At 42.9% G+C, this 22,618-nt stretch carries 23 protein-coding genes and 1 riboswitch; of the genes, 13 read left to right on the top strand and 10 right to left on the bottom strand.

From position 1 onward, the window contains the following. Window positions 1–156: 156 nt before the first annotated feature. The gene (gene ilvA / locus PSU72_RS13720; RefSeq protein WP_300433212.1) at window positions 157–1,677 is read right to left on the bottom strand and encodes a threonine ammonia-lyase, biosynthetic; all 1,521 of its coding nucleotides are present in this window, start codon (window positions 1,675–1,677) and stop codon (window positions 157–159) included. Window positions 1,678–1,791: 114 nt separating this feature from the next. Here ilvA and rpiA point away from each other — a divergent pair, with 114 nt between their 5' ends. After that, window positions 1,792–2,451 (top strand): ribose-5-phosphate isomerase RpiA, encoded by a 660-nt coding sequence (gene rpiA, locus PSU72_RS13715; RefSeq protein WP_013146887.1) that lies wholly within the window; start codon window positions 1,792–1,794, stop codon window positions 2,449–2,451. 209 nt (window positions 2,452–2,660) lie between these two features. Here rpiA and PSU72_RS13710 read toward each other — a convergent pair whose 3' ends face one another. Then, window positions 2,661–3,119, bottom strand: a complete 459-nt coding sequence (locus PSU72_RS13710) for a hypothetical protein (RefSeq protein ID WP_300433211.1) — start codon at window positions 3,117–3,119, stop codon at window positions 2,661–2,663. A 37-nt stretch (window positions 3,120–3,156) separates the two neighbouring features. Beyond that, the gene (locus PSU72_RS13705; RefSeq protein WP_300433210.1) at window positions 3,157–3,429 is read right to left on the bottom strand and encodes an oxidative damage protection protein; all 273 of its coding nucleotides are present in this window, start codon (window positions 3,427–3,429) and stop codon (window positions 3,157–3,159) included. Window positions 3,430–3,541: 112 nt separating this feature from the next. On the opposite strand from PSU72_RS13705, the gene PSU72_RS13700 reads away from it, so the two are divergent. Next, window positions 3,542–3,922, top strand: coding sequence for a diacylglycerol kinase (locus PSU72_RS13700; RefSeq protein ID WP_300433209.1), 381 nt, complete (start codon window positions 3,542–3,544; stop codon window positions 3,920–3,922). Between the two features lie 88 nt (window positions 3,923–4,010). Here the strand turns inward: PSU72_RS13700 and PSU72_RS13695 are convergent, their stop codons facing one another. The 4 genes from PSU72_RS13695 to dapF all read right to left on the bottom strand — a co-directional run bounded on the left by PSU72_RS13695 (window position 4,011) and on the right by dapF (window position 7,228). Continuing rightward, window positions 4,011–4,595, bottom strand: a complete 585-nt coding sequence (locus PSU72_RS13695) for a Fe-Mn family superoxide dismutase (RefSeq protein WP_300433207.1) — start codon at window positions 4,593–4,595, stop codon at window positions 4,011–4,013. Window positions 4,596–4,765: 170 nt separating this feature from the next. Next, a complete protein-coding gene (gene xerC, locus PSU72_RS13690) occupies window positions 4,766–5,650 on the bottom strand; it encodes a tyrosine recombinase XerC (protein WP_300433206.1) in 885 nt (294 codons plus the stop codon). A 19-nt stretch (window positions 5,651–5,669) separates the two neighbouring features. Beyond that, the gene (locus tag PSU72_RS13685) at window positions 5,670–6,347 is read right to left on the bottom strand and encodes a DUF484 family protein (RefSeq protein WP_300433204.1); all 678 of its coding nucleotides are present in this window, start codon (window positions 6,345–6,347) and stop codon (window positions 5,670–5,672) included. Between the two features lie 56 nt (window positions 6,348–6,403). Beyond that, window positions 6,404–7,228 carry a diaminopimelate epimerase gene (gene dapF / locus PSU72_RS13680; RefSeq protein ID WP_300433309.1) on the bottom strand — a complete coding sequence of 275 codons (825 nt, stop codon included), beginning with the start codon at window positions 7,226–7,228 and terminating at the stop codon, window positions 6,404–6,406. Window positions 7,229–7,406: 178 nt separating this feature from the next. Here dapF and metK point away from each other — a divergent pair, with 178 nt between their 5' ends. The 5 genes from metK to metF all read left to right on the top strand — a co-directional run bounded on the left by metK (window position 7,407) and on the right by metF (window position 12,763). After that, complete coding sequence (gene metK, locus PSU72_RS13675) at window positions 7,407–8,564, top strand: methionine adenosyltransferase (RefSeq protein ID WP_300433203.1); 1,158 nt, start codon at window positions 7,407–7,409, stop codon at window positions 8,562–8,564. Window positions 8,565–8,635: 71 nt separating this feature from the next. Beyond that, complete coding sequence (locus PSU72_RS13670) at window positions 8,636–9,853, top strand: HD-GYP domain-containing protein (RefSeq protein ID WP_300433201.1); 1,218 nt, start codon at window positions 8,636–8,638, stop codon at window positions 9,851–9,853. 80 nt (window positions 9,854–9,933) lie between these two features. Continuing rightward, window positions 9,934–10,015: riboswitch (S-adenosyl-L-homocysteine riboswitch) on the top strand. Between the two features lie 92 nt (window positions 10,016–10,107). After that, window positions 10,108–11,532, top strand: coding sequence for an adenosylhomocysteinase (gene ahcY, locus PSU72_RS13665; protein WP_300433200.1), 1,425 nt, complete (start codon window positions 10,108–10,110; stop codon window positions 11,530–11,532). A gap of 30 nt (window positions 11,533–11,562) precedes the next feature. Next, the gene (locus PSU72_RS13660) at window positions 11,563–11,913 is read left to right on the top strand and encodes a phage holin family protein (protein WP_300433199.1); all 351 of its coding nucleotides are present in this window, start codon (window positions 11,563–11,565) and stop codon (window positions 11,911–11,913) included. Window positions 11,914–11,929: 16 nt separating this feature from the next. Then, on the top strand, window positions 11,930–12,763 hold the full coding sequence (metF, locus tag PSU72_RS13655; RefSeq protein WP_300433198.1) for a methylenetetrahydrofolate reductase [NAD(P)H]: 834 nt from the start codon (window positions 11,930–11,932) through the stop codon (window positions 12,761–12,763). A gap of 42 nt (window positions 12,764–12,805) precedes the next feature. On the opposite strand, the gene PSU72_RS13650 is transcribed toward metF, so the two are convergent. From PSU72_RS13650 to PSU72_RS13640, 3 genes are all read right to left on the bottom strand, one after another. After that, window positions 12,806–13,279 (bottom strand): DUF494 domain-containing protein, encoded by a 474-nt coding sequence (locus PSU72_RS13650; protein ID WP_300433197.1) that lies wholly within the window; start codon window positions 13,277–13,279, stop codon window positions 12,806–12,808. Window positions 13,280–13,374: 95 nt separating this feature from the next. Next, window positions 13,375–14,490: a DNA-processing protein DprA gene (gene dprA / locus PSU72_RS13645; protein ID WP_300433195.1), complete on the bottom strand. Its 1,116-nt coding sequence runs from the start codon at window positions 14,488–14,490 to the stop codon at window positions 13,375–13,377. A 15-nt stretch (window positions 14,491–14,505) separates the two neighbouring features. Beyond that, complete coding sequence (locus tag PSU72_RS13640) at window positions 14,506–15,570, bottom strand: LysM peptidoglycan-binding domain-containing protein (protein WP_300433194.1); 1,065 nt, start codon at window positions 15,568–15,570, stop codon at window positions 14,506–14,508. 172 nt (window positions 15,571–15,742) lie between these two features. Here PSU72_RS13640 and def point away from each other — a divergent pair, with 172 nt between their 5' ends. The 6 genes from def to PSU72_RS13610 all read left to right on the top strand — a co-directional run bounded on the left by def (window position 15,743) and on the right by PSU72_RS13610 (window position 22,607). After that, a complete protein-coding gene (def, locus tag PSU72_RS13635; RefSeq protein ID WP_300433193.1) occupies window positions 15,743–16,243 on the top strand; it encodes a peptide deformylase in 501 nt (166 codons plus the stop codon). Window positions 16,244–16,290: 47 nt separating this feature from the next. Continuing rightward, window positions 16,291–17,214: a methionyl-tRNA formyltransferase gene (fmt, locus tag PSU72_RS13630; protein WP_300433192.1), complete on the top strand. Its 924-nt coding sequence runs from the start codon at window positions 16,291–16,293 to the stop codon at window positions 17,212–17,214. An 82-nt stretch (window positions 17,215–17,296) separates the two neighbouring features. Beyond that, window positions 17,297–18,169, top strand: coding sequence for a zinc metalloprotease HtpX (htpX, locus tag PSU72_RS13625; RefSeq protein ID WP_300433190.1), 873 nt, complete (start codon window positions 17,297–17,299; stop codon window positions 18,167–18,169). 401 nt (window positions 18,170–18,570) lie between these two features. Then, window positions 18,571–19,890 carry a 16S rRNA (cytosine(967)-C(5))-methyltransferase RsmB gene (gene rsmB, locus PSU72_RS13620; RefSeq protein WP_300433188.1) on the top strand — a complete coding sequence of 440 codons (1,320 nt, stop codon included), beginning with the start codon at window positions 18,571–18,573 and terminating at the stop codon, window positions 19,888–19,890. Next, on the top strand, window positions 19,868–20,437 hold the full coding sequence (locus PSU72_RS13615; protein WP_300433186.1) for a DUF4390 domain-containing protein: 570 nt from the start codon (window positions 19,868–19,870) through the stop codon (window positions 20,435–20,437). The genes rsmB and PSU72_RS13615 overlap by 23 nt, the downstream gene beginning before the upstream one ends. 13 nt (window positions 20,438–20,450) lie before the next feature. Continuing rightward, a complete protein-coding gene (locus PSU72_RS13610; RefSeq protein ID WP_300433185.1) occupies window positions 20,451–22,607 on the top strand; it encodes an ATP-binding protein in 2,157 nt (718 codons plus the stop codon). Window positions 22,608–22,618 lie beyond the last annotated feature (11 nt).

The raw sequence follows: 22,618 nt of genomic DNA, 5'->3' as shown, positions 1-22,618 counted from the left end.
GAGAAGTCAGACTGCGAATATCAAGCAAGAAGCACGCTAGAAATTTAAATTTTTAAAAACAATGGCTTAAGTTTTACATGAAATTTAATCTGGTTGTATATAGCCACCAATGTGGCTATATACAACCAATTTGTTTAAATATTTGATTAAAATTATTTAGCCCAAGAATAGTTTGTACGCTGGGTTTTGTGTTTCGTCCCAGTGCGGATAGCCTAAATTATCTAAAAATGTATTGAACTCAGCGCTATCAGAAGGCGGCACTTGCATACCGACTAGTACGCGACCAAAGTCAGCGCCGTGGTTACGGTAATGGAATAGGCTGATGTTCCAATCGTGTCCCATTGTTTCTAAAAACTTCATGAGCGCGCCTGGTTTTTCAGGAAACTCGAATCTAAATACCACTTCATGCTCAGCTTGCGGTGCATGCCCGCCAACCAAGTGGCGCAAGTGCAGTTTAGCGACTTCATTATCCGTTAGATCTAGTGCAGGTAAGCCTTGCGCTTGCAAATCTGCTACAAGTTTTGCTGATTCCGCAGGGTCGGCAATCGCCACGCCTACAAAAATATGCGCGACTTTAGCATCGGCATAACGGTAATTAAACTCGGTGATATTGCGATTACCCAGCAAGTTACAGAACGCCTTAAACGCGCCTGGTTTTTCTGGAATCGTTACAGCTAACACGGCTTCGCGCTTTTCACCGATTTCTGCACGTTCAGCGACAAAACGTAGCCTGTCAAAATTCATATTGGCGCCGGATGCAATGCCAATTAGGGTTTTGCCGTGCAAGTTCTCACGCTTTGCATAAGCTTTTAACCCAGCCACAGCTAACGCGCCAGCAGGCTCTAAAATGCTGCGGGTATCTTCAAATACGTCTTTAATCGCAGCACAAATCGCGTCGTTATCGACGACTATCATTTCATCTACATATTGTTGTGCGAGTGCAAACGTATGCTCACCAACCTGTTTAACCGCTGCACCATCGGCAAATAGACCGACTTGTTCTAGCATGACGCGTTCACCTTTTTTAAGTGATTCTGTCATGGCCTCAGCATCTTTCGCTTCTACGCCTATCACTTTTATTTCTGGGCGCAAGGCTTTCACATAAGCTGCGACACCCGCCAGCAAGCCACCGCCACCTACACAGCAGAATATAGCTTCTATCGGTTGCGGGTTTTGTGCCAATATTTCTAGCGCAATCGTACCTTGCCCTGCGATGACATCTGGGTCGTCATATGGGTGAACAAAGGTAAGATGCTCAGTTTTTTCTAGCTCAAGTGCTTTTACGTATGAGTCTGAATAACTGTCCCCAAACAGCACAATCTCAGCACCGTAGCTACGTACTGCATTAATTTTAATCGCAGGTGTTGTGGTCGGCATCACGATGACCGCACGGCAACCTAGCTTTTTCGCGCTCATCGCCACGCCTTGAGCATGGTTGCCCGCGCTGGCAGCAATCACGCCGCGTTTGAGCACATCGGCAGGTAGGCTTGCCATTTTGTTGTAGGCGCCGCGAATTTTGAATGAAAATACAGGCTGCATATCTTCGCGTTTAAGCAATACGCGGTTATCAATACGGGCCGATAAGCTCGCTTGAAATTCTAAAGGTGTTTTTTTAGCCACATCGTAAACGTGTGAGTGTTCTATTTTTTCGCGGTAATTGATAGTTGTTTTTGTCATGCAATATTCTTAAATTGGAATCTTAAAAGTGCCCAATATTTTTTAAATTTACTGGCGCAGTGTATTATGTTGAGTTGGTTACATTATAAAGAATTTGTAGAGGAATTAGGCAAAATGGCATACACACAAGACGAATTAAAACAACAAGTCGCAAAAGCAGCGGTTGAATACGTTAAAGAAGGCATCATCGGCGTGGGCACAGGCTCAACTGCAAACTTCTTTATTGAAGAATTAGCAAAAGTAAAACACAAAATTGAAGGCGCAGTGGCAAGTAGTGAAGCAACTGCCCAACGCTTACGCGCTCACGGCATTGAAGTGTTTGATTTGAATAATATTGACGGCATGGATATTTACGTAGATGGCGCTGATGAAATTACCGAGCACCTACACATGCTTAAAGGCGGCGGCGGTGCGTTGACACGTGAAAAAATCGTCGCAGCAGTCGCTAGACAATTCATTTGTATCTGCGATGAAACTAAATACGTGCCAACATTAGGCAAATTTCCACTACCAGTAGAAGTGTTACCAATGGCGCGCAGCTATGTTGCACGTGAGTTAGTTAAATTGGGTGGTCAACCAGCATTACGTAACTTCACAACTGATAACGGCAATGTGATTATCGACGTGCATGGTTTGAATATTACAGACCCAGTTGCGATGGAAGCGAAAATCAACCAAATCGTTGGCGTAGTTACAAACGGCTTGTTTGCAGCGCGCCCAGCTAATGTGTTGTTGTTAGCGACAGCGGATGGTGTTAAAACTTATAAAAAGTAGATTAGTAAAAAATAAGCTTTTGCATTAAAGAAATGCCTCTGCAAGCCAATATTCATAAGGCTTCCAGAGGTATTGTTTTATGCGACTTTGGTTTTGTAGGGAGGGGGTTTAACCCCACGCAGTACAGTGTTGCCAAGTGAGTTACGCGTGGGTTCAAGAATTACCCTACGCCAGCTGCCAAACAAAAAATAGTGAAACATTTTGTGTAATTAAATTCGGCGGTTGGATTGTGGCTTCTCAAAAAAATCGCTTATAGACCCACGAGGATTAAGGCTTATGGCTGCAATAATCATGAGCATGAAAACATATCTTGCAGAAGATGTTTCGATTATGTGTTGATTGACTACTCCCTCAAGGCGGGGGAGAAACTCTTCAATATAACCATTCACAAATTTAATGGACTCTTCGGCTTGAAATGAATTAAATAGAAGGCTCAACTCTTGATGGTGTTCTGATTTAATGGCTCCCAACTCTTTTGATATGACTAATGCTTGAAGCATTACAGATTTTGCGATAGTAGCTTTGTCAATAGAGTATGGGGTATAGATGTATTTTTTTAGCCAAATAGGAAACGGAGAAAAGCTTGTTTTGTTTATGCTCACGGTTTTCTTTGTTTGATAAACAAAGAAAATAATTACTACGGCAATGACTATGACCAGTATTTCCATACGCAAAACCCTAACGTAACATAGACATCAATAAAGTTTATTTTTTCTCAGGCACATACCCAACCGCCGTATCCGCGCCATCACCAAAAAAGTATTTTTCAGTTTGCTCGGTTAAATATTTACGTGCAGATGGATCTGCCAAGCTTAGGCGATTTTCATTTACCAACATGGTTTGTTGTTTTAGCCATGCTGCCCAAGCTTCTTTGCTGACGCTTAAATAAATGCGTTTGCCAAGTTCACCCGGGTATGGAGGAAAGTCCATGCCATCTGCTTCTTTGCCTAATTTAATACAATTGACTGTGCGTGCCATTTTTAATGCCTTATGTACTGAATAAAAGCACTATGATAACGCAAGGCTTTAAGTGCTGCGAGTAAGCATGCTAATATTGCGCGATTATTTAATGAAGAAAGTCTAGAAAAACATGAAATCTAGTATGGAAAGTCCATTTAAAGGCAAAACAGGCTTACGTCGTTTGATTAACGCATTTGGTTACTCAATAGAAGGCTTTAAAGCGGCGTTTAAGCATGAAGATGCATTTCGGCAAGAGGTGTTTTTAGCCATAGTGTTAATTCCATTGGCATTTTATTTGGGCAAGACCTCAATTGAAAAAGCACTAATGATTGCTAGCGTGTTATTAGTGATGATTGTTGAGCTATTGAATTCAGCGGTTGAAGCTGCGGTTGATCACACTTCGACAGAGCATCATGCGCTAGCAAAGCGTGCTAAGGATATTGGTAGTGCAGCGGTGTTTTTTGCGCTGACGATAGTGTTAGTGGTGTGGGGCTTAGTGCTATTGGGCTAGTTTGGTTTAGAGAATGAAAATACAAAAGGCCGCAATTGCGGCCTTTTGTATTATTACTTATACAGTTTTGACTAACGCTTACTTAATTTTAGCTAGCAAAGTTAGCTGCTGCAAAATCCCAGTTTGCTAATGAAGCTAAGAACACTTCAACGAATTTAGCGCGAGCGTTGCGATAGTCGATGTAATAAGCATGCTCCCAAACGTCAATGGTCAACAATGCTTTGTCGCCAGTTGTCAGTGGTGTGCCAGCTGCACCCATATTAACGATGTCTACTGAACCGTCTGCTTTTTTAACTAACCATGTCCAGCCTGAACCGAAGTTACCAACCGCTGAAGCTTGGAATGCTTTTTTGAAGTCATCAAAAGAGCCCCATTTTGCATTAATAGCATCAGCTAAAGCACCTGTAGGAGCGCCGCCGCCGTTTGGCTTCATGCTGCTCCAAAAGAATGTGTGGTTCCAGATTTGTGCTGAGTTATTGTAAACGCCACCAGAAGATTTTTTGATGATTTCTTCTAAGCTTGCATTTTCAAACTCTGTACCTTTAATCAGGTTATTCAAGTTTGTTACGTATGTTTGATGATGTTTGCCGTAATGAAACTCTAAAGTTTCTTCTGAAATGTGAGGTGCTAAAGCTGTTTTTGCGTATGGTAGGGCAGGTAAAGTATGTTCCATGAGAAAAGCTCCTTTGTATTATAAAAATCTTTTGAATTACTATTTTGCCATATTTCTCTCTTAGCGTTGCGAGATAAATATGGCTATTCTTAAGCGCGGTACTGTAGATTCAATCTTCGTCGATTCTGTACGTTGAGGATAAGAAAGTTACCTTACTCAATGATGTAAGGCTAGGATTTCTTTTTCGCTCTAGGGTGAGCTGCATCGTATATGGAGGCTAAATGCTGAAAATCAAGGTGCGTATAGATTTGCGTAGTGCTGATATTCGCATGGCCTAACATTTCTTGCACCGCACGTAAATCTTGGCTAGATTGCAGCACATGGCTTGCAAAGCTATGGCGTAGCAAATGCGGGTGCATACTGATATTCAAGCCTTGTTTAATAGACCATTCTTTGACGCGATATTGCACAGCTCTCGGTGTAATGCGTTTGCCTTGCTGCGTGATAAACAGCGCATTGGGGTTGATGTCTGCAATTTTAATCAGCGCACGGCTTTGCAGCCAAGTCTGAATGGCGTTCATGGCATGGCTGCCCATTGGCACGATGCGAGTTTTGTTGCCTTTACCTGTAACCGTTACCGTGCCTTCAGAAAAATCCAGCATGCCTATATCTAAATTTACCAGCTCAGCCAAACGTAAACCTGATGAATAAAGTAACTCTAAAATGGCGTGGTCGCGACGTTCAAGTGGGCCATCACCTTTAATGTCTACAAACTTAACGGCTTGGTCGGTAGAAAGCGCTTGTGGCAAAGTCTTGGCTGATTTCGGTGCACGCAACCCCATGACAGGATTTTGCACATAACCTTTATGATGAGTGAGGTAGTTGTAGAAGCCACGCCAGGCCGAAAGCGCCCGTGCAATGGTTTTACCACTTAGACCTCTTCCATGTAGCGTGGCGATATAGCGTCTGATTTGTGTATTAGTAACGGCATCTAAAGCGGTATTGTCAGCCAAAGACTCCAGTAATTGGATGTCTCTGGTGTAGTTTTTTAAGGTGAGCGCGCTCAGGCCGCGCTCGAAAGTTAGATGCTGAAGATAATCATTTAGATGACTCATCGTCTAACTTCTTAGCACCTTAAATATAAGCCGAGAACGCAGCGCTCACTAAATCGCCAATGCGTTTTAAATACATTAAACCCATATCGGCTTTAAAGCGTTTTTGATCTTCCGAACCCAGTATCAGCACGCCAAATGCATGTGTTTTATCAGCGTTTTTGTAAAGCGGGATAAATGCAAAGGATTGAAGGCTCTCACCAAGTAAACCTTGTGCTGATTCAGGTTTGGTGCCGCAATGCGGCGCTTCTAGCGCAACTACCCAATCGCTAAAAGTATCACTGACAGCTGCGAAAACAGCTTCTTGCGAGAATGCTTCATCATTAGGTTTTAACCAAATTCGCACTTGAGACTCTGTGACATCAAACACGTGCTGCATACTTTCAGCAATCAGCGGTTGCAGCCTGTTTAAGGCTTTATTCTCAAGTAATTTAACGCTGAAACTATGTACTTTGTGGCTTGTAACATCATTTTGCTCACCAAACTCAATTAATTGCGCCAACATCACTTCTTGCACGCGAATTTTGTCACGCTGTGCCAGTTGTTGGCGCTCTGCAAGTGAAATGGCGCCGCTACCATGCGGGCTAGGTAAGAAGATTTCGGTCAGCAAGCTGGCATGCTCTTCAAAGAAGTTTTTATGTGCTCGCAAATAACTTTTTACATCGTCTGCTGAAATCGTGTTTTGAATATCTTCTTGCATGGTCGTCCTTGTTGTTATCGCTTGTAGTTATCTTAGGTGAGCGCGTTTTTAATAGATTATATTTCGATGTTGCCAGTGAATACGGCCACAGCGGGGCCTGTCATCATGACAGGTGAATTGCCGCCTAGCCAAGCAATATGCAACTCTCCACCACGGGCAGATACTTTGACTGGTGATTGTAATCGCCCTAATTGAATGCCTGCAACCACGGCTGCGCATGCGCCCGTGCCACATGCGAGTGTTTCGCCGCTACCACGCTCAAAGACTCTTAGTTTGATATGGTGTTCGTCCATAATTTGCATGAAACCTGCATTCACGCGCTCAGGAAAGCGAGTGTGCACTTCAATCTGACTGCCAAGGGCGACCACTGGTGCAGTCTCCACATCTTCCACAATTTGCACTGCATGTGGATTGCCCATAGAGACTGCTGAAATGGTTATGTGCTGATTAGCCACTTCTAACACATAGCTATTGGCAACTGCATCAGCAATGAAAGGGACTTCGCTAGGCGACAATCTAGGCGCGCCCATATTTACGGTAACTAAACCGTTGTTTTCCAGTTTGGGCGTAATGATACCGCTTGCGGTTTCCACACTAATTTCATGTTTGTTACTTAATTTTTGGTCTACAACAAAGCGCACAAAACAGCGCGCACCATTTCCGCACTGTGCAACTTCAGTGCCGTCAGCATTAAAAATACGGTATTTGAAATCGGCAACTTTAGACGTTTCGACTAATAAAAGCTGGTCAAATCCAATGCCAAATTGACGATGAGCCAAGGCTTGTATTTGCTCGGTTGTGAGGTGAAATGGCTGATCTATGCCGTTAATGACGATAAAGTCATTTCCCGCGCCTTGCATTTTTGTAAAGTGTAAATTCATCGTCATATTATAAATTGATTGACCGAATAGACTGTCATTTATTCTTCTTATTTTAATTTTATTACTTTAATAGTTAGGTACAATGAGAGGTTAGTCTTTGACCTGTGATTCATGCTTCAGCCTTTAGTATGAATTTCATTTCATTTTTTTAAATTTTTAGTTTCCAAGGCGCACATCAATGAATGAATATCTTTTTACTTCAGAATCAGTTTCTGAAGGTCACCCTGACAAACTCGCAGACCAAGTATCAGACAGCATTTTAGATGCTATTTTAACCCAAGATCCTACTGCCCGTGTAGCGGCAGAAACCCTAGCTAATACTGGCTTAATTGTACTTGCGGGTGAAATTACTACAACAGCGAATGTTGACTATATCAAAGTTGCACGCGATGCGATTAAACGCATCGGCTACGACAACACAGAATACGGTATCGACTATAAAGGTTGTGCAGTATTGGTGGCTTACGACAAACAATCGCCAGACATCGCCCAAGGTGTGGATGGCGCACATGATGACCCATTAGATCAAGGTGCAGGCGACCAAGGCTTGATGTTTGGTTATGCGGTGGATGAAACGCCACAATTAATGCCATTACCAATTTGGTTGAGTCACCGTTTAATGGAGCGCCAAGCGCAATTGCGCAAAGATGGCCGTTTGCCATGGTTGCGTCCAGATGCTAAATCGCAAGTGACGATTAAATATGTAGACGGCAAACCAAGTGCAATTGATACTATCGTGGTTTCAACGCAGCATGCACCTGAAATGACCTTAGAAACAATTCGTGAGGCGGTGATTGAAGATATCATCAAGCCAGTGTTGCCAAAAGAACTCATTAAAGGTGAGATTAAATACTTAGTGAATCCTACAGGTCGCTTTGTGATTGGCGGTCCGCAAGGCGATTGTGGTTTAACTGGTCGTAAAATCATTGTAGATACTTACGGTGGCGCTGCTCCTCATGGCGGCGGAGCTTTCTCTGGTAAAGATCCATCAAAAGTTGACCGTAGCGCTGCTTATGCAGGCCGCTATGTGGCTAAAAACATTGTTGCAGCTGGACTGGCATCACGTTGCTTAGTGCAGGTTTCTTACGCGATTGGTGTTGCACAGCCAACTAGCGTGATGGTAGAAACTTACGGTACTGGCAAGGTCAGCAATGAAGTGCTGACTGCGTTGGTGCGTGAGCATTTTGATTTACGCCCGAAAGGCATCGTAAAAATGCTTGATTTGCTTCGTCCTATTTACGCCAAAACAGCCGCTTACGGTCACTTTGGTCGTGATGAGCCCGAGTTCACTTGGGAAGCGATTGATAAAGCAGCAGCGTTAAAGGCTTCCATTTAGAACAATTGAATTGACTATGCCGTTGCTAAAATAATGCTAACTGATTGTTAGTGCATTTTTAGTGGGGGCATATGTTAAAAGTTGTTTCAACAAAACAAGTTCGATTAGGCATGTTTATCCAAGAGCTTAAAGGTGCTTGGATAGATCATCCTTTTTGGAAAAAAGCCTTCAAATTAGTAGACCCTTCTGATTTAAAAAAGCTGCAAGCCAGCGTCATTAAAGAAGTCGTTATTGATACCTCCAAAGGCTTGGATATTGAAGAGCTCGATGAGATTGTAAAATCAGCAACGCTTCCTACTTCAGAAAATCCTGTTGAACCCTTAGTTACCCCAACCCCACCACCAAAACCCAAACAAATCTCCGCTGCACAAGAGCAAGCTCAAGCGAAGAAAGTGATCAACGCTTCTAAAAAAGCCGTTGCATCAATGTTTCATGACGTGCGCATGGGTAAAGCAGTTGATACTGAAGCTGCTATGCAGGTGGTCGATGAGATAGCCGCTTCAGTGGATAGAAATCTAGGTGCACTTGTTAGCTTGGTGCGTTTAAAAAACAAAGACGAATATACTTATATGCACTCAGTGGCAGTTTGCGCACTGATGGTAGCTCTGGCTAAAGAGCTAGGATTGTCTCAAGTAGAAACTAAAAAAGCCGGTTTGGCAGGTTTATTGCATGACTTAGGTAAGGCCGCTATTTCCTCAGAAATACTTAATAAACCTGGTGCACTGACAGATGAGGAGTTTACTTTAGTTAAACTGCATCCAGAGCGAGGATATGAACTTTTATTAAAAGCTAATATCACAGATGAAGTTACTTTAGATGTGTGCTTACACCATCATGAAAAAGTAAATGGTACGGGTTATCCTAAAAAATTAAAGGCGGAGGAAATCAGTATTTTTGCCAAAATGGGCGCGGTGTGTGATGTCTACGATGCAATTACATCTAACCGCCCATACAAAGAAGGCTGGGAGCCGGGCGTTTCATTGCAGCGCATGGCGCAATGGAATGGGCATTTTGATGAAGTGGTATTTAAGGCATTTGTTAAGAGTGTGGGTATATATCCAATCGGCTCTATAGTGAAGCTCAAGTCTGGGAGATTAGCTGTAGTGATTGATCAAAGTCCAAAGTCCCTGTTAACGCCTATCGTAAAAGTATTTTTTTCAACCAAATCTAAATCACGTATCAATATTGAGTCAATAGATTTATCAAAACCCCATGAGCAAGACTCTATTATTGGTCATGAAGATCCCGTTCTTTGGGGGGTTAGCGATGTCCATGAAATATGGAGCTAGTGCGAGATTTTGTAACAAAATTATTTACTTAGAGGTTTTTTGCTATTTGTAAGCTAAAAAAATATCGCGTATAATTTAGAAATTCCGAGGAGCGTTGCGAGAGCTGTCATTTTTAATACAGCTTCCCAGGCTCGGAAAATGTTTTAACGGCGCTCACCATTATTAACCGTGCCGGGCACGGGATACGGGTGAGAAAAGCGTTAGCATCTCAATATCATTCCCCATCCCCCCGGTCACACATTCAAGGAAAATAAATGAATACTGTGACCCAAAAAGATCTACAAACTTTTAAAGACTACGTAATTGCCGATATCGGCCTAGCCGCTTTTGGTCGTAAAGAAATTGCTATTGCTGAAACGGAAATGCCTGGCTTGATGGCAATTCGTGAAGAGTTTGCTAAAGCGCAACCACTTAAAGGTGCGCGCATTACAGGCTCTTTGCATATGACAATTCAAACGGCTGTACTCATTGAAACACTGAAAGACTTAGGTGCGGATGTGCGTTGGGCATCATGCAATATCTACTCTACGCAAGACCACGCCGCTGCCGCTATTGCTGCAGGCGGTACGCCAGTATTCGCAATCAAAGGTGAAACGCTGACGGAATATTGGGATTACACACACCGCATTTTTGAGTGGGCGGATGGTGGCTATACCAACATGATTTTAGACGATGGTGGCGATGCTACATTGTTGCTTCATCTTGGTACACGTGCTGAAAAAGATTTATCTGTAATTGCAAACCCGTCTTCAGAAGAAGAAATCTGCTTGTTTGACGCAATTAAAGAGAAATTAAAAGTAGATGCAACTTGGTATTCGGTGCGTTTGGCAAAAATCATTGGCGTCACCGAAGAAACTACCACTGGCGTGCATCGTTTGTATCAAATGCATAAAGAAGGCAAATTAGCTTTCCCTGCGATTAACGTTAATGACTCTGTCACTAAATCAAAGTTTGATAATCTGTACGGCTGCCGTGAATCATTGGTTGATGCGATAAAACGTGCTACTGATGTGATGATTGCCGGTAAAGTGGCTATCGTAGCTGGGTATGGTGACGTAGGTAAGGGTTCTGCACAAGCGTTACGTGCATTGTCTGCGCAAGTTTGGGTGACTGAAATCGATCCAATCTGTGCATTGCAAGCAGCAATGGAAGGCTACCGCGTTGTTACCATGGACTATGCTTGTGAACACGGTGATATTTTTGTGACTGCAACTGGTAACTATCACGTGATTACTCATGAGCATATGGCAAAAATGAAAGACCAAGCCATCGTGTGTAACATTGGTCACTTTGATAATGAGATTGATGTTGCTTCACTTGAAAAGTATGAGTGGGATGAAATCAAGCCACAAGTTGACCACGTGATTTTCCCAGACGGTAAAAAAATTATCTTGTTAGCTAAAGGTCGTTTGGTAAACTTAGGTTGCGGTACAGGTCACCCAAGTTATGTGATGAGCTCATCATTTGCCAACCAAACAATTGCGCAAATCGAGTTATTTACGCAAACTGCTAATTACCCAGTAGGTGTATATACTCTGCCTAAGCATTTAGATGAAAAAGTTGCAGTTTTGCAATTAAGGAAACTTAATGCACAATTGTCTGTATTAACGGATCAACAAGCAGCTTATATTGGTGTGCAAAAACAAGGCCCTTACAAGCCAGATACATACCGCTACTAAGCTAAATAACGCTTATTAAGGAGTTAGCCCGTGAAACTATTATTTGTGTGGGTATTAAATGCTTTGGCTTTGTTATTGGTTACGCATTTTGTGCCAAATATTCACGTTGCTAATTTCACAACAGCGTTACTTGCAGCTTTGGTGATTGGCTTAGTCAATATGTTGATTAAGCCAATTCTGGTCATACTAACGCTACCCATTACTATCCTTACACTTGGACTTTTCATTCTAGTGATTAATGGCTTATTGTTCTATGGTGTTGGTCATTGGCTACAAGGCTTTGAGGTTAAAACTTTAATGGCAGGCATTATCGGTGCCTTGGTGTATAGCGTGTTGTCTTGGCTGTTTGCAGCCATTGTGATTGACAATAAAAAAGACTAATAATAAAGATTAATAAATGAAAAAAACTGCTTTTAGTTTTGAGTTCTTTCCGCCTAAAACTGCGGACGGCATAGAAAAGCTACGTGAGAATCGTGCCAAATTAGCTCAATATAATCCTGAATTCTTTTCTGTGACGTTTGGTGCAGGCGGCTCTACACGCGATAGAACTATGGATACTGTGCTTGAAATCCATCAAGAAGGCTTTCAAGCTGCGCCGCATATTTCTTGTGTTTCAGCCAGCAAGGAAGAAATCAGTGATTTGCTAAAAACCTATCAAGAGCGCGGCATCAAGCGTTTAGTGGCATTGCGTGGTGATGTGCCGTCAGGCGAAGTGAGCGCAGGTGATTTTAAATATGCAGTCGAGCTAGTGGAATTTATTCGTGCTGAGACTGGTAATCAGTTTCATATCGAAGTAGCTGCTTATCCAGAATTTCATCCAGAAGCTCGAACGCCTAAGGCGGATTTACTGAATTTAAAACGTAAAGTAGATGCGGGTGCTAACTCTGCTATTACCCAGTATTTTTACAACGCGGATGCCTACTTTAGATTTGTCGACCAGTGCGAAGCTGCAGGCATTAATATACCTATCGTGCCAGGTATTATGCCGATCTATAACATCACCCAGTTAGCTCGATTCTCAAGCGTTTGTGGTGCTGATATTCCACGTTGGCTTAAAATGCGTTTGGAAGAATATGGTGAAGATATAGATTCCTTACGCGCATTTGGCGTAGATGTCGTCAGTGAGCTATGTGAAACATTGCAAGCTTGGGGGGTGCCAAGCCTGCATTTTTATACGCTCAATCGTTCTACAATGATTAGTAAAGTTATTGAAAATATTAGCGGAAAATAGATTTAACTTATTCCTAAGCTTTAAAAATAAAAAACCGACTTGCTAATGCAAAGTCGGTTTTTGTTTATTGAGCAGTGCATCTTCAATAAATAAGTATTCTTTGGTTTTATCTGGACCAGATTTACTTGCGCCCCAAGTGGTCATTAGCACAATCCAGCGCATTTCTTCAATGCTGATGAGTGGTTGTGGTAAGTTCATCGCTAGTTCTAGCACCAGTTCGCGCTGTGCGGTATTGAGGATTTTGGCTTGAACCAAAAACAGTACAAAGCCTAAGCTTTCACCTGTGATTTTTTTCAGTTCATCGTTAGTAAATATCCGTGTACTCACGTGATTTGGCGTTTCAAATATATCAGCTTGGTCGGCCATCAGTTCTAGCTGATTAAACCAATCAAATGCGCCGTTAATATCTTGCTCATCAAAGCCTGCAGCACTCAACTCTCTTGAAAGCGTGCTCTCGTCAGGTCTAAAGTGTGTATCAATGTAATTCTCAAACATATAAACCAATACTTCAAACATGATGTTTATCCTTAAATTAGAGTTATTCTTAAATAAAGTGTGATGGTTTATGCATAAATCAAATTTCTAAATTTTTTTCAATTTAGATGAATCAGTTACACAATTTTTTGATATTTTCCGCCTGCTAGGCTAGCGACACTCCCTTCTAATTCCAATAGCATTAGCATGGATGAAACTTCGCTCACCGTCAAGCCACTTAAATTGACTAAATTTTCTAATGTAATCGGTTCATAACCCATTAGAGTAAGGATAGCGTGATTAGTTTTGATCTCGTCACTGGAGATCTCACTAATATTTGAATCTTGTTTGCTTAAGTCTAGCTCTTCGACAATATCTTGCAGGCTATCGACTAATTTAGCACCTTGCTTGATGAGTTGATGACAACCTTTAGACATCGGTGAATTAATCGAGCCAGGTATTGCAAATACTTCACGACCTTGCTCCGCAGATAGGCGTGCGGTAATTTGCGAACCACTTTGCAAATTAGCTTCAACCACCAAACAGCCTAAGCTTAAGCCGCTAATGATGCGATTTCGTTTTGGAAAGTTTTGTGGTTTGGAAGGCGTGCTTAAAGCGAACTCAGAAACAATCAGTCCGTGTTCTACAATTTGATGTGCTAAATCTCGATGTTTAGCGGGGTAGACAATATCCAAGCCAGTGCCAACGACGGCAATAGTTGAGCCTTTGGCTTTTAAGGCGCCTCTGTGCGCTGCGCCATCAATGCCAAGCGCCAAGCCACTCACAATACATAAACCGTATTCAGACAAACCCTGCGCAAACGCCTCGGCGTTTTTTTCGCCTTGCACGGAGGCATTACGGCTACCAACTATTGCGATGCTGGGTTGGTTTAATAAAGCTAAATTACCTTTTGCGTACAAAAAAGCTGGAGGGTCGGTAATTTCAAGCAGGGCTTGGGGATATTGTGTGTCAGCAAGTGTGACTAGGTGGTTATTAGACTGAGATAGCCAGCGCAGTGAGTCAGAAAGGGCATCATGATTAACGCCTTTTGTGATTTCCGTTGCAATGGCATCTGAAACAGTTTCTTTTAATTGACTATAACTAGCATCGAAAATATTACTAGGATTGCCGAAAGTTTTCAGTAGTTGGCAAAATGTTTGTGAGCCAATTCCGTGAATACTACTTAAAGCTATCCACAGTGATTTTTCTACCAGTTCTTCACTATAGGCGCCTTCACTGCGGTTTTCTTGCATAAATCCGCTTTTATATTAAGGTGTTGTTACCGCATCAAGCGTGTTGATGGGTTGTGATGCTTGCATGACTAAAGCATACGATACGTTTTCAAATACACGGAACACCATCAACAAGCCAACGCGCTCATCAGGTAATTTAACCATGCCAGGTTCAAGTCCTGATGCTGATTTAGTGTCTTTTGTACCTTTTTCTTTTACATACTCGGGGTCTTTAATCACGCGACCATAGCGGTTAATGGCAAGTACATGCCCAACCTCTATGCCGTCTTTAGTTCCACGGCTAATCGATACTATGCTTTGTGGACCCGCTTCAGCAACGCCACCGTAAATCTTGATAATGCGACCTGAGATTGCAGACTCTGGTGCATGCGGTACAAAGTTAGTAACAACCTCATCGCCAGTAGGCACCAATCGGTCTTTAGTGAAAATTTCTTCTTTGGCTTTAGTGATATCTGCACTTGCAGGCTCGCCATATTTAGTGATTTTGGCGTCACCTAAATAAATGGCTTCTACACCTAATATCTTTTTAGTGTCTGGATCTACTAAATTGTCACCTGGACGATACACATACCAATTTAGATTACCGCCATCTTCGATTTTATTGATATAGACACGTGTGCCAGGGCTGAGCACTACACGGTTGTCTTGACCAGCGATGATTCTAGGTGATTTATCAAGCTGATTTTTCTCAATCACCAGTGGTTGAGTTAAAAATGGTGCGATTGCATTCAGCTGAATGGTAGAAATAGCCGTTCTATCCAAAGGCTCTTCAACAGCACCTGGTTGAAGAGTGACGGTTTCACGTAATAAGCGCAACTGCGGAGTGCCGCTACTCATGTCTAGTACAATTACGTCGCCAGGATAAATCCAGTGTGGATTTTTAATTTGCGCGCGGTTTAATTTCCAAATGCTAGGCCATTGCCATGGATCTTTTAGGAATTTAGCTGAAATTCCCCATAAAGTATCGCCTTTCACCACAACATGTCGATCAGGATGGTCACTTTTTAGTGCAACAACTTGCGCGTTAACATTGAAGCTTATGCAACAAAACATGAGCAGAGTTATAATATGGCGAAACATATATTGATGACCTCGGTCAAAAATGCATTATAAAATATGCGAATTAAATAACTACTTTAACCGCGAAATTACGTTAAATTTATCACGTAATTCATTAAACAATCAAGCTTTTATGGAAAAACAACTATATTTATAGTAACAATTTAGCTTTTAAGGATACAACAAGGCTTTTATGGCAATTTTAGACATACTCAATTATCCAGATCCGCGCTTACATAAGGTGGCTAAACCAGTCAAAGAGGTAGATGCAAGCATTCGTCGGTTAATCGATGATATGCGCGAAACCATGTACGACGCGCCTGGTATCGGTTTGGCAGCTACGCAGGTGGATCAGCACATTCAGCTTTTAATCATTGATACCAGTGAAACCAAAGACCATTTACAGGTGTTTATCAACCCTAAAATTATTGAAAAAAGTGGCGAGCAAGACTACGAAGAAGGTTGCTTATCCGTACCTGGCGTTTATGAAACAGTGACGCGTGCTGAAAAAATTACAGTTGAGGCTTTAGATTACAACGGTAAACCATTTAAATTGAAAGCCGAAGGTTTGCTAAGTATTTGTATTCAGCATGAAATGGATCATTTGCTGGGCAAAGTCTTTGTTGAGTACTTATCGCCACTTAAGCGTAGTCGCATTAAAAATAAAATGCTTAAGCTCACACGCCCCAAGTAGTTACTCATTAAGCAGTCGAGTTATAAGTAGTTATTTAGGAAAACATTTTGAAAATTATATTTGCTGGTACGCCAGAATTCGCCGTCCCAGCGTTAGCCGCATTGATTGCAGCGGGACATCAAATCGTCATGGTGCTCACGCAACCAGATCGCCCCGCAGGGCGTGGAATGAAACTTAAAGCTAGCCCCGTTAAGGTATTGGCTGAGCAACGTGATTTGCATGTATTTCAACCAGAAACACTTAAAGATGCTGCTGTGCAAGCGCAGATAGAAGCTGTGCATGCCGACGTGATGATAGTCGCGGCTTATGGTTTGATTATCCCGACAGTTGTTCTCAATATGCCAAAATTTGGCTGTTATAACATTCATGCCTCTTTGTTGCCACGTTGGCGTGGTGCTGCGCCTATTCATAGATCCTTATTGGTAGGCGATGCTGAAACGGGCGTCACTATTATGGAGGTCGTACCAGCTTTAGATGCGGGAGCGATGGTGAGTAAAGGTGCTGTACCGATTACCGAAATCGATACCACTCAAACATTACATGATGCGTTGAGTAAAACGGGCGCTGATTTGATGGTGCAAGCAATGGCTGAGTTAGAAGAAAAAGGTTCGCTGCCAGCAACGCCTCAAGATGAGTCTTTAGTGACCTATGCGCATAAATTAGAAAAATCTGAAGCAGCCGTTGATTGGCAAAAAAGCGCAGTTGAATTATCGCGTCAAGTGCGAGCATTTAACCCCTTCCCCGTTGCGCAAGGTGTAATTAAAGGTGAGGTTTGCCGTATTTGGATGGCTACTGCAAAAGAGGGTAAAGCTAAAGTTGGCGAAATTGTTAGCATACATGATGGCGTAACCGTTGGCTGTGGCGATGGTTTGCTACATATTACTGAGCTGCAAGCGCCAGGTGGCAAACGCCTTAGCGCACAAGCTTTTGTGCAAGGGCATAATTTGCAAATGGGCGATTTCTTTAGTTAACTTCATATTGCGGCTGAACTTGAATTTTTATCCTCTGCCATCATTTATCAAACATTAGTTGGTATTAAAAAAGGAGATCGCAATGTTAGGTAATTGGTTAAAAACAGCCGTGTTAATGGCGGCGATTGTTGCTTTGTTCGGTGCTGTCGGTGCGGCACTTGGTGGAGGCGGCGGCATGTTGATAGCGTTGGTATTGGCTGGCTGCATGAACATTTATGCCTACTGGTTTTCAGATAAAGCCGTGCTCAAAATGTACGGTGCGCAAGAAGTTAGCCCAGAGAACAACTTTGGTGACAACTCAAAGTTTCGCAACTACTACAACATGGTAAAAGAGCTTGCAGAAAATGCGCAATTGCCTATGCCGAAAGTGTATGTGATGGATGAAGCCCAACCGAATGCTTTTGCCACTGGACGCAACCCAGAACACGCTGCCGTTGCCGCTACTACGGGCATTATGCAGGTGTTGAGCGAACGTGAGTTACGCGGCGTGATGGCACATGAACTTGCTCACGTCAAACATCGAGATACCCTAATTTCTACTATCTCTGCGACGATTGCAGGTGCAATTTCATCTATCGGCACATTCGGCATGCTGTTTGGAGGAGGGCGTAGTGATGATGGTGAGCGCAGCGTGAGTCCCGTGGTAGCGATGTTAATGATGTTTTTGGCACCAATGGCAGCATCTCTGATTCAAATGGCGATTTCACGTTCACGTGAGTTTGAGGCGGATAGAGTGGGTGCGGAAATTAGTCGCGACCCGAAAGCCTTAGCGAGTGCATTGCAGAAGATTAGTGACTATGCACATCAAATTCATAATCCAACGGCGGAGGCACATCCAGAAACGGGGCAGATGATGATTATTAATCCATTGGCGGGCGTGTCGTTTGATAGTTTGTTTAGTACGCATCCCAAAACTGAGGAGCGGGTGGCACGGTTGATGGCGATGGTTATTTAGTTTTATGAACGTATTTGATTTAATTATATTTATCTATTCATAGGGATCAGTACGCCATTATAGAAGTAGTTTAGCCATAAGTTAAGAAGTCGCTTTCGCGCGACACACGAGTTACTTTCTTTTGCTTAGCCAAAAGAAAGTAACCAAAGAAAAGGCTACTCCCTACCGCTTGATTCCTGAGATTTGTATTAGTTTTGGACGACAAGCGGAAACTCGCTAGCGCTCAAACAGCCGCTTGTCGAAATCCTCCAAAACTAATACAAATCTCAGGAATCAAGCGGTAGCAGGAGAGACTTAAAATCTACTTCATCGATGTTTCGCTGTATGAATAGCCCCGAGCGCGCTGTTATCAAGTAAAATCAAGACTTAATTAATTGGTTTTAACATCAAGAAAGTTTTCTTTGTATATATCTCAACAAATCGCTGCGAATGCTGTGAATCAGGTGTTGTCTGGTCGTAATCTTACTTTGGCTTTGCCTGCGGCTTTGGCGGTGTTTCCTAGCGCTACGCCACAACAGCGTGGAGCCGCGCAGGATTTGAGTTACGGAACTTTGCGGTTTTATGGTGAGATTGATGCTTACCTAGTGCAATTGCTCGAAAAACCGTTAACGGACGACCGTATCAATGCCTTGTTGTTAGTTGCCATTTATCAGTTGTTGCATGATAAAGCTGACTCGTTCACAGTGGTTAATCAAGCGGTACATGCGGTGAGCCAGTTAAAGCGTCCTGCGCCAAAAAGTTGGGCTAAGGGGTTAGTGAATGCGATTTTGCGGAATTTTTTACGTCAAAAAGACCAACTCGCCGCAAAGCTCAAATCTAGCGAAGTGGCGGTTTATTCTTATCCTCAGTGGTGGGTTAACAAGCTTAAGACTCAGTACCCAAACCACTGGCAGGGCATGCTAGAAACGGGCAATCAACATCCGCCTATGACTTTGCGGGTGAATACGCAAAAAATCAGCATGCAGGATTACTTACAGCTACTAACTCGCCAAGACATTGAAGCCAAACATATCGGCGCACAGGCTTTGATTTTGACGAATCCTGTGCCTGTAGAAAAAATCCCAGGTTTTAGCGATGGTATTGTTTCTGTACAAGATTTAGGTGCACAACTGGCGGCCTATCTGCTCGAAGCCAACGTTGGCATGAACGTGTTGGATGCTTGTTGCGCGCCCGGCGGTAAAACGGGGCATATTTTGGAGCTGGCAGATGTAGCTTTAACGGCTTTAGATTCTGATGAAACGCGTTTGCAGCGTGTACAAAGTAATTTGAGCCGCATGAAGTTGCAAGCGAACCTTTTGGTTGGCGATGCATCAATGACTGATTGGTGGAGTGAAGAGAAAACTGCGCAGCAGCTTTTCGACAGAATATTAGCGGATGTGCCATGTAGCGCATCTGGCATCGTGCGACGCCATGTGGATATCAAATGGTTGAGACGCGAGGCTGATATTGCTTCTTTTACTCGTCAACAGGCTAAAATTCTGGCTAATTTATGGCAGATGTTGGCAAAGGGTGGTAAATTACTTTATGTAACGTGCTCTGTTTTTAATGAAGAAAATCAAGGACAAGTGGATAATTTCTTACAAAATAATGCGGATGCAACTCAATTGCCATTTGTGTTGCCAGATAATTATGCCGCAGCAGAAATCACTCAAATCAATGGTCAGCTTATCCCTACAAATGCACACGATGGCTTTTTCTATGCATTGCTGCAAAAAAATTAAACAACTTTTATCTATCTGCTTGCTCATGCTGTTTGCAACAACGGCATTGGCAGGTAGCAGCAGTATGAATATCAGGAGTGCATCGCTAGCTCCACTTGACGATTCCTATGCGCTGAATGCAGACGTTGACATGAAGTTTAGCGAGAAGATGGAAGAGGCCATTAGCAAAGGCTTTGAGCTTAATTTCTTGATTGAGTTTCAGCTAGCAAAACCCCGTAAATATTGGTTTGACGACGAGGTGGTGACAGTGACTCACCATGTGACTTTAAGCTACCATGCGCTTTCCAGACAGTTTTTAGTCATTCGTGGCGATCAGCAAAAAGCTTTTGTGCGTTTAGATGAAGCTACCGATGACTTATCTGAAATCAGTGACTTAAAAGTATTTCAGAAGTCTGAAGTAGAAAAAGGCGAACATTATAAAGCCGCTGTATTGATGCGGCTTGACCCCAAAAAATTACCAAAAGTATTACAAGGCGATGCCATGGGCTCAGATGACTGGAAAATGAGTTCGCAGCGTTTTGAGTGGGTGCCTAGTTTGTTTAAATGATTAATTTTCTCAAATGAAATATGTCGTTCTAGTGAGTGCTGCCTTAGGCGGCTTTTTACTGTATTTGCTATCAAACGCAAGTGCTAATACTGCTGCCTCTGGTGAATACTACACTTTACTGGTGACACTCAATGGCGTATTAGCGACATTCTTGATTGTGTTGATTGGTTATCAGATTTTTCGTTTGTACCGACAAATTCGTAAAGGCGTTGTGGGTAGCCGTTTTACCCTGCGCCTATTATCAAGCTTTGCGATGATGGCGATTATTCCTGGTTTAATCGTCTATCTAGTTTCAGTGAATTTTTTAACAAGGTCTATTGAATCCTGGTTTAACGTGAAGGTAGAGGCCGCGCTTGAAGGCGGGCTTAATTTAGGGCGTACAGCCTTAGATATTATGCTGGCAGATGTGAAGGAAAAAGGCGAGAGCATGGCGACGACGCTGTCTTTTCAGCCAGCAAATACACATTCAATCTTGAATGACTTACGTGAAAAAAGCGGCATACAAGACCTGACTTTATTAACGGTACAAGGCAGAATTTTAGAGGTATCAAGTAGTGATTCAGGTAGTTTTTTACCCGAATTGCCAAGCGTGGCGCAGCTAAGGCAAGCGCGTAAACATATATTGGCAAGTATCGAGCCCATAGGCAATAAAGGTTTGTATCTGCGTGTGTTAGCGCCAGTGAATGGTCAAGACTTAACTGGGGAGACGCGCATCTTGCAGCTGCTGCAACCAGTGCCTAAACCTCTCGCTACCACTGCTGAAGCGGTGCAGGATGTCTATCAGGATTACCAGCAGCTTTCATATAGCCGTGCTTCATTAAGAGAAGTATTCGCTCTCACACTGACCTTGGTGATGATGCTAGCAATGTTGGGTGCGGTTGCAGTGGCTTTCGTGTTAAGTCGTAAGCTATCAGCCCCGTTAACGGTGTTGGCAGAAGGTACTAAGGCAATTGCCAGCGGTGACTACAGCACGATGCTGCCTGCCCATGGTAAAGATGAGTTGGGCGTGCTGGTTCAATCTTTTAACAGCATGACGCAACAGTTAGACGATGCGACTAAAGCTGCCGATAGCAACCGAGCCCGCGTAGAAGCTGCTCGTGGCTACTTAGAAACTATATTGGCGCATTTGTCTTCTGGTGTCATGGCGCTTAATAAGCGCGGTGAGTTACGTACATTTAATGAAGCCGCCATGAATATATTAGGCGTGCCACTAGAAGGTTATGTAGGTTTAAAGCTAGATCAAATTAATCTTAAACACCCTCGGTTAGATAATTTTTTACTCACCGTAGCCATGAATAGTTTAGATGACGTTGAGCAAGCTGGCACACATAAAGAAGATGCGCAAACGCAAGTGGAGTTGTTGAGCGCGCATGGCAAACAGATACTCACAGTGCGTGGTACGCGCTTGCCTGATGGTGGCTATGTCGCGGTGTTTGATGATGCAACAACCATGATACAGGCGCAGCGAGACGCGGCGTGGGGCGAGGTGGCAAGACGGCTTGCGCATGAAATTAAGAATCCACTTACGCCGATTCAACTATCAGCAGAACGCATGTCGCATAAATTACTGAGTAAGCTCAATGCGGCCGATGCAGAGATGTTAAGACGCTCGACAGAAACCATCGTCAACCAAGTCGATGCGATGAAGCGCATGGTGAATGAGTTTAGTGACTACGCACGTTCACCAGCGCCACAATTGCAAAAATTAGATTTAAATAATCTGATTAAAGAAGTCGTCTCGCTTTACGACCAGTCGGGCAGCAAGATAAGTTTGGTGCTAGAAAAGCAGCCTTGTCCGATTAAAGGTGATAGCACGATGCTACGCCAAGTGATACATAATTTGCTGCAAAATGCCCAAGATGCACTTGTAGATCAGACTGATGCCACGATAGCGGTTCAAACAAAAATTGAAGGTGAAATGTTAGCGCTAACCGTCACCGATAATGGGCTAGGTTTTCCTGAAGACATGTTGTTGCGGGTGTTTGAGCCATATGTGACTACCAAATCACATGGTACGGGCTTAGGTTTAGCTATCGTGAAAAAGATTATTGAAGAACATAAAGGCAGTATTAAAATTGAAAATGTGCCAAAGGCAATGCAAACAACAGGCGCAATTGTAGCAATTAAAATTCCACTCTTGATAGACGCAACTAGTAACACAGAATCATAAAGAAGATAGAA

This window comes from Methylotenera sp. (assembly GCF_029945535.1).
In the GTDB taxonomy this organism is placed as follows: domain Bacteria; phylum Pseudomonadota; class Gammaproteobacteria; order Burkholderiales; family Methylophilaceae; genus Methylotenera.
Note: the sequence above shows the minus strand (reverse complement) of the source record. Positions and strands in the feature narration are given on the sequence as shown.

Coding starts and splice junctions, on each gene's coding strand:
- ilvA (WP_300433212.1), bottom strand. CDS start 1,677: ATGACAAAAACAACTATCAATTACCGCGAAAAAATAGAACACTCACAC.
- rpiA (WP_013146887.1), top strand. CDS start 1,792: ATGGCATACACACAAGACGAATTAAAACAACAAGTCGCAAAAGCAGCG.
- PSU72_RS13710 (WP_300433211.1), bottom strand. CDS start 3,119: ATGGAAATACTGGTCATAGTCATTGCCGTAGTAATTATTTTCTTTGTT.
- PSU72_RS13705 (WP_300433210.1), bottom strand. CDS start 3,429: ATGGCACGCACAGTCAATTGTATTAAATTAGGCAAAGAAGCAGATGGC.
- PSU72_RS13700 (WP_300433209.1), top strand. CDS start 3,542: ATGAAATCTAGTATGGAAAGTCCATTTAAAGGCAAAACAGGCTTACGT.
- PSU72_RS13695 (WP_300433207.1), bottom strand. CDS start 4,595: ATGGAACATACTTTACCTGCCCTACCATACGCAAAAACAGCTTTAGCA.
- xerC (WP_300433206.1), bottom strand. CDS start 5,650: ATGAGTCATCTAAATGATTATCTTCAGCATCTAACTTTCGAGCGCGGC.
- PSU72_RS13685 (WP_300433204.1), bottom strand. CDS start 6,347: ATGCAAGAAGATATTCAAAACACGATTTCAGCAGACGATGTAAAAAGT.
- dapF (WP_300433309.1), bottom strand. CDS start 7,228: ATGAATTTACACTTTACAAAAATGCAAGGCGCGGGAAATGACTTTATC.
- metK (WP_300433203.1), top strand. CDS start 7,407: ATGAATGAATATCTTTTTACTTCAGAATCAGTTTCTGAAGGTCACCCT.
- PSU72_RS13670 (WP_300433201.1), top strand. CDS start 8,636: ATGTTAAAAGTTGTTTCAACAAAACAAGTTCGATTAGGCATGTTTATC.
- ahcY (WP_300433200.1), top strand. CDS start 10,108: ATGAATACTGTGACCCAAAAAGATCTACAAACTTTTAAAGACTACGTA.
- metF (WP_300433198.1), top strand. CDS start 11,930: ATGAAAAAAACTGCTTTTAGTTTTGAGTTCTTTCCGCCTAAAACTGCG.
- PSU72_RS13650 (WP_300433197.1), bottom strand. CDS start 13,279: ATGTTTGAAGTATTGGTTTATATGTTTGAGAATTACATTGATACACAC.
- dprA (WP_300433195.1), bottom strand. CDS start 14,490: ATGCAAGAAAACCGCAGTGAAGGCGCCTATAGTGAAGAACTGGTAGAA.
- PSU72_RS13640 (WP_300433194.1), bottom strand. CDS start 15,570: ATGTTTCGCCATATTATAACTCTGCTCATGTTTTGTTGCATAAGCTTC.
- def (WP_300433193.1), top strand. CDS start 15,743: ATGGCAATTTTAGACATACTCAATTATCCAGATCCGCGCTTACATAAG.
- htpX (WP_300433190.1), top strand. CDS start 17,297: ATGTTAGGTAATTGGTTAAAAACAGCCGTGTTAATGGCGGCGATTGTT.
- PSU72_RS13615 (WP_300433186.1), top strand. CDS start 19,868: ATGCATTGCTGCAAAAAAATTAAACAACTTTTATCTATCTGCTTGCTC.
- PSU72_RS13610 (WP_300433185.1), top strand. CDS start 20,451: ATGAAATATGTCGTTCTAGTGAGTGCTGCCTTAGGCGGCTTTTTACTG.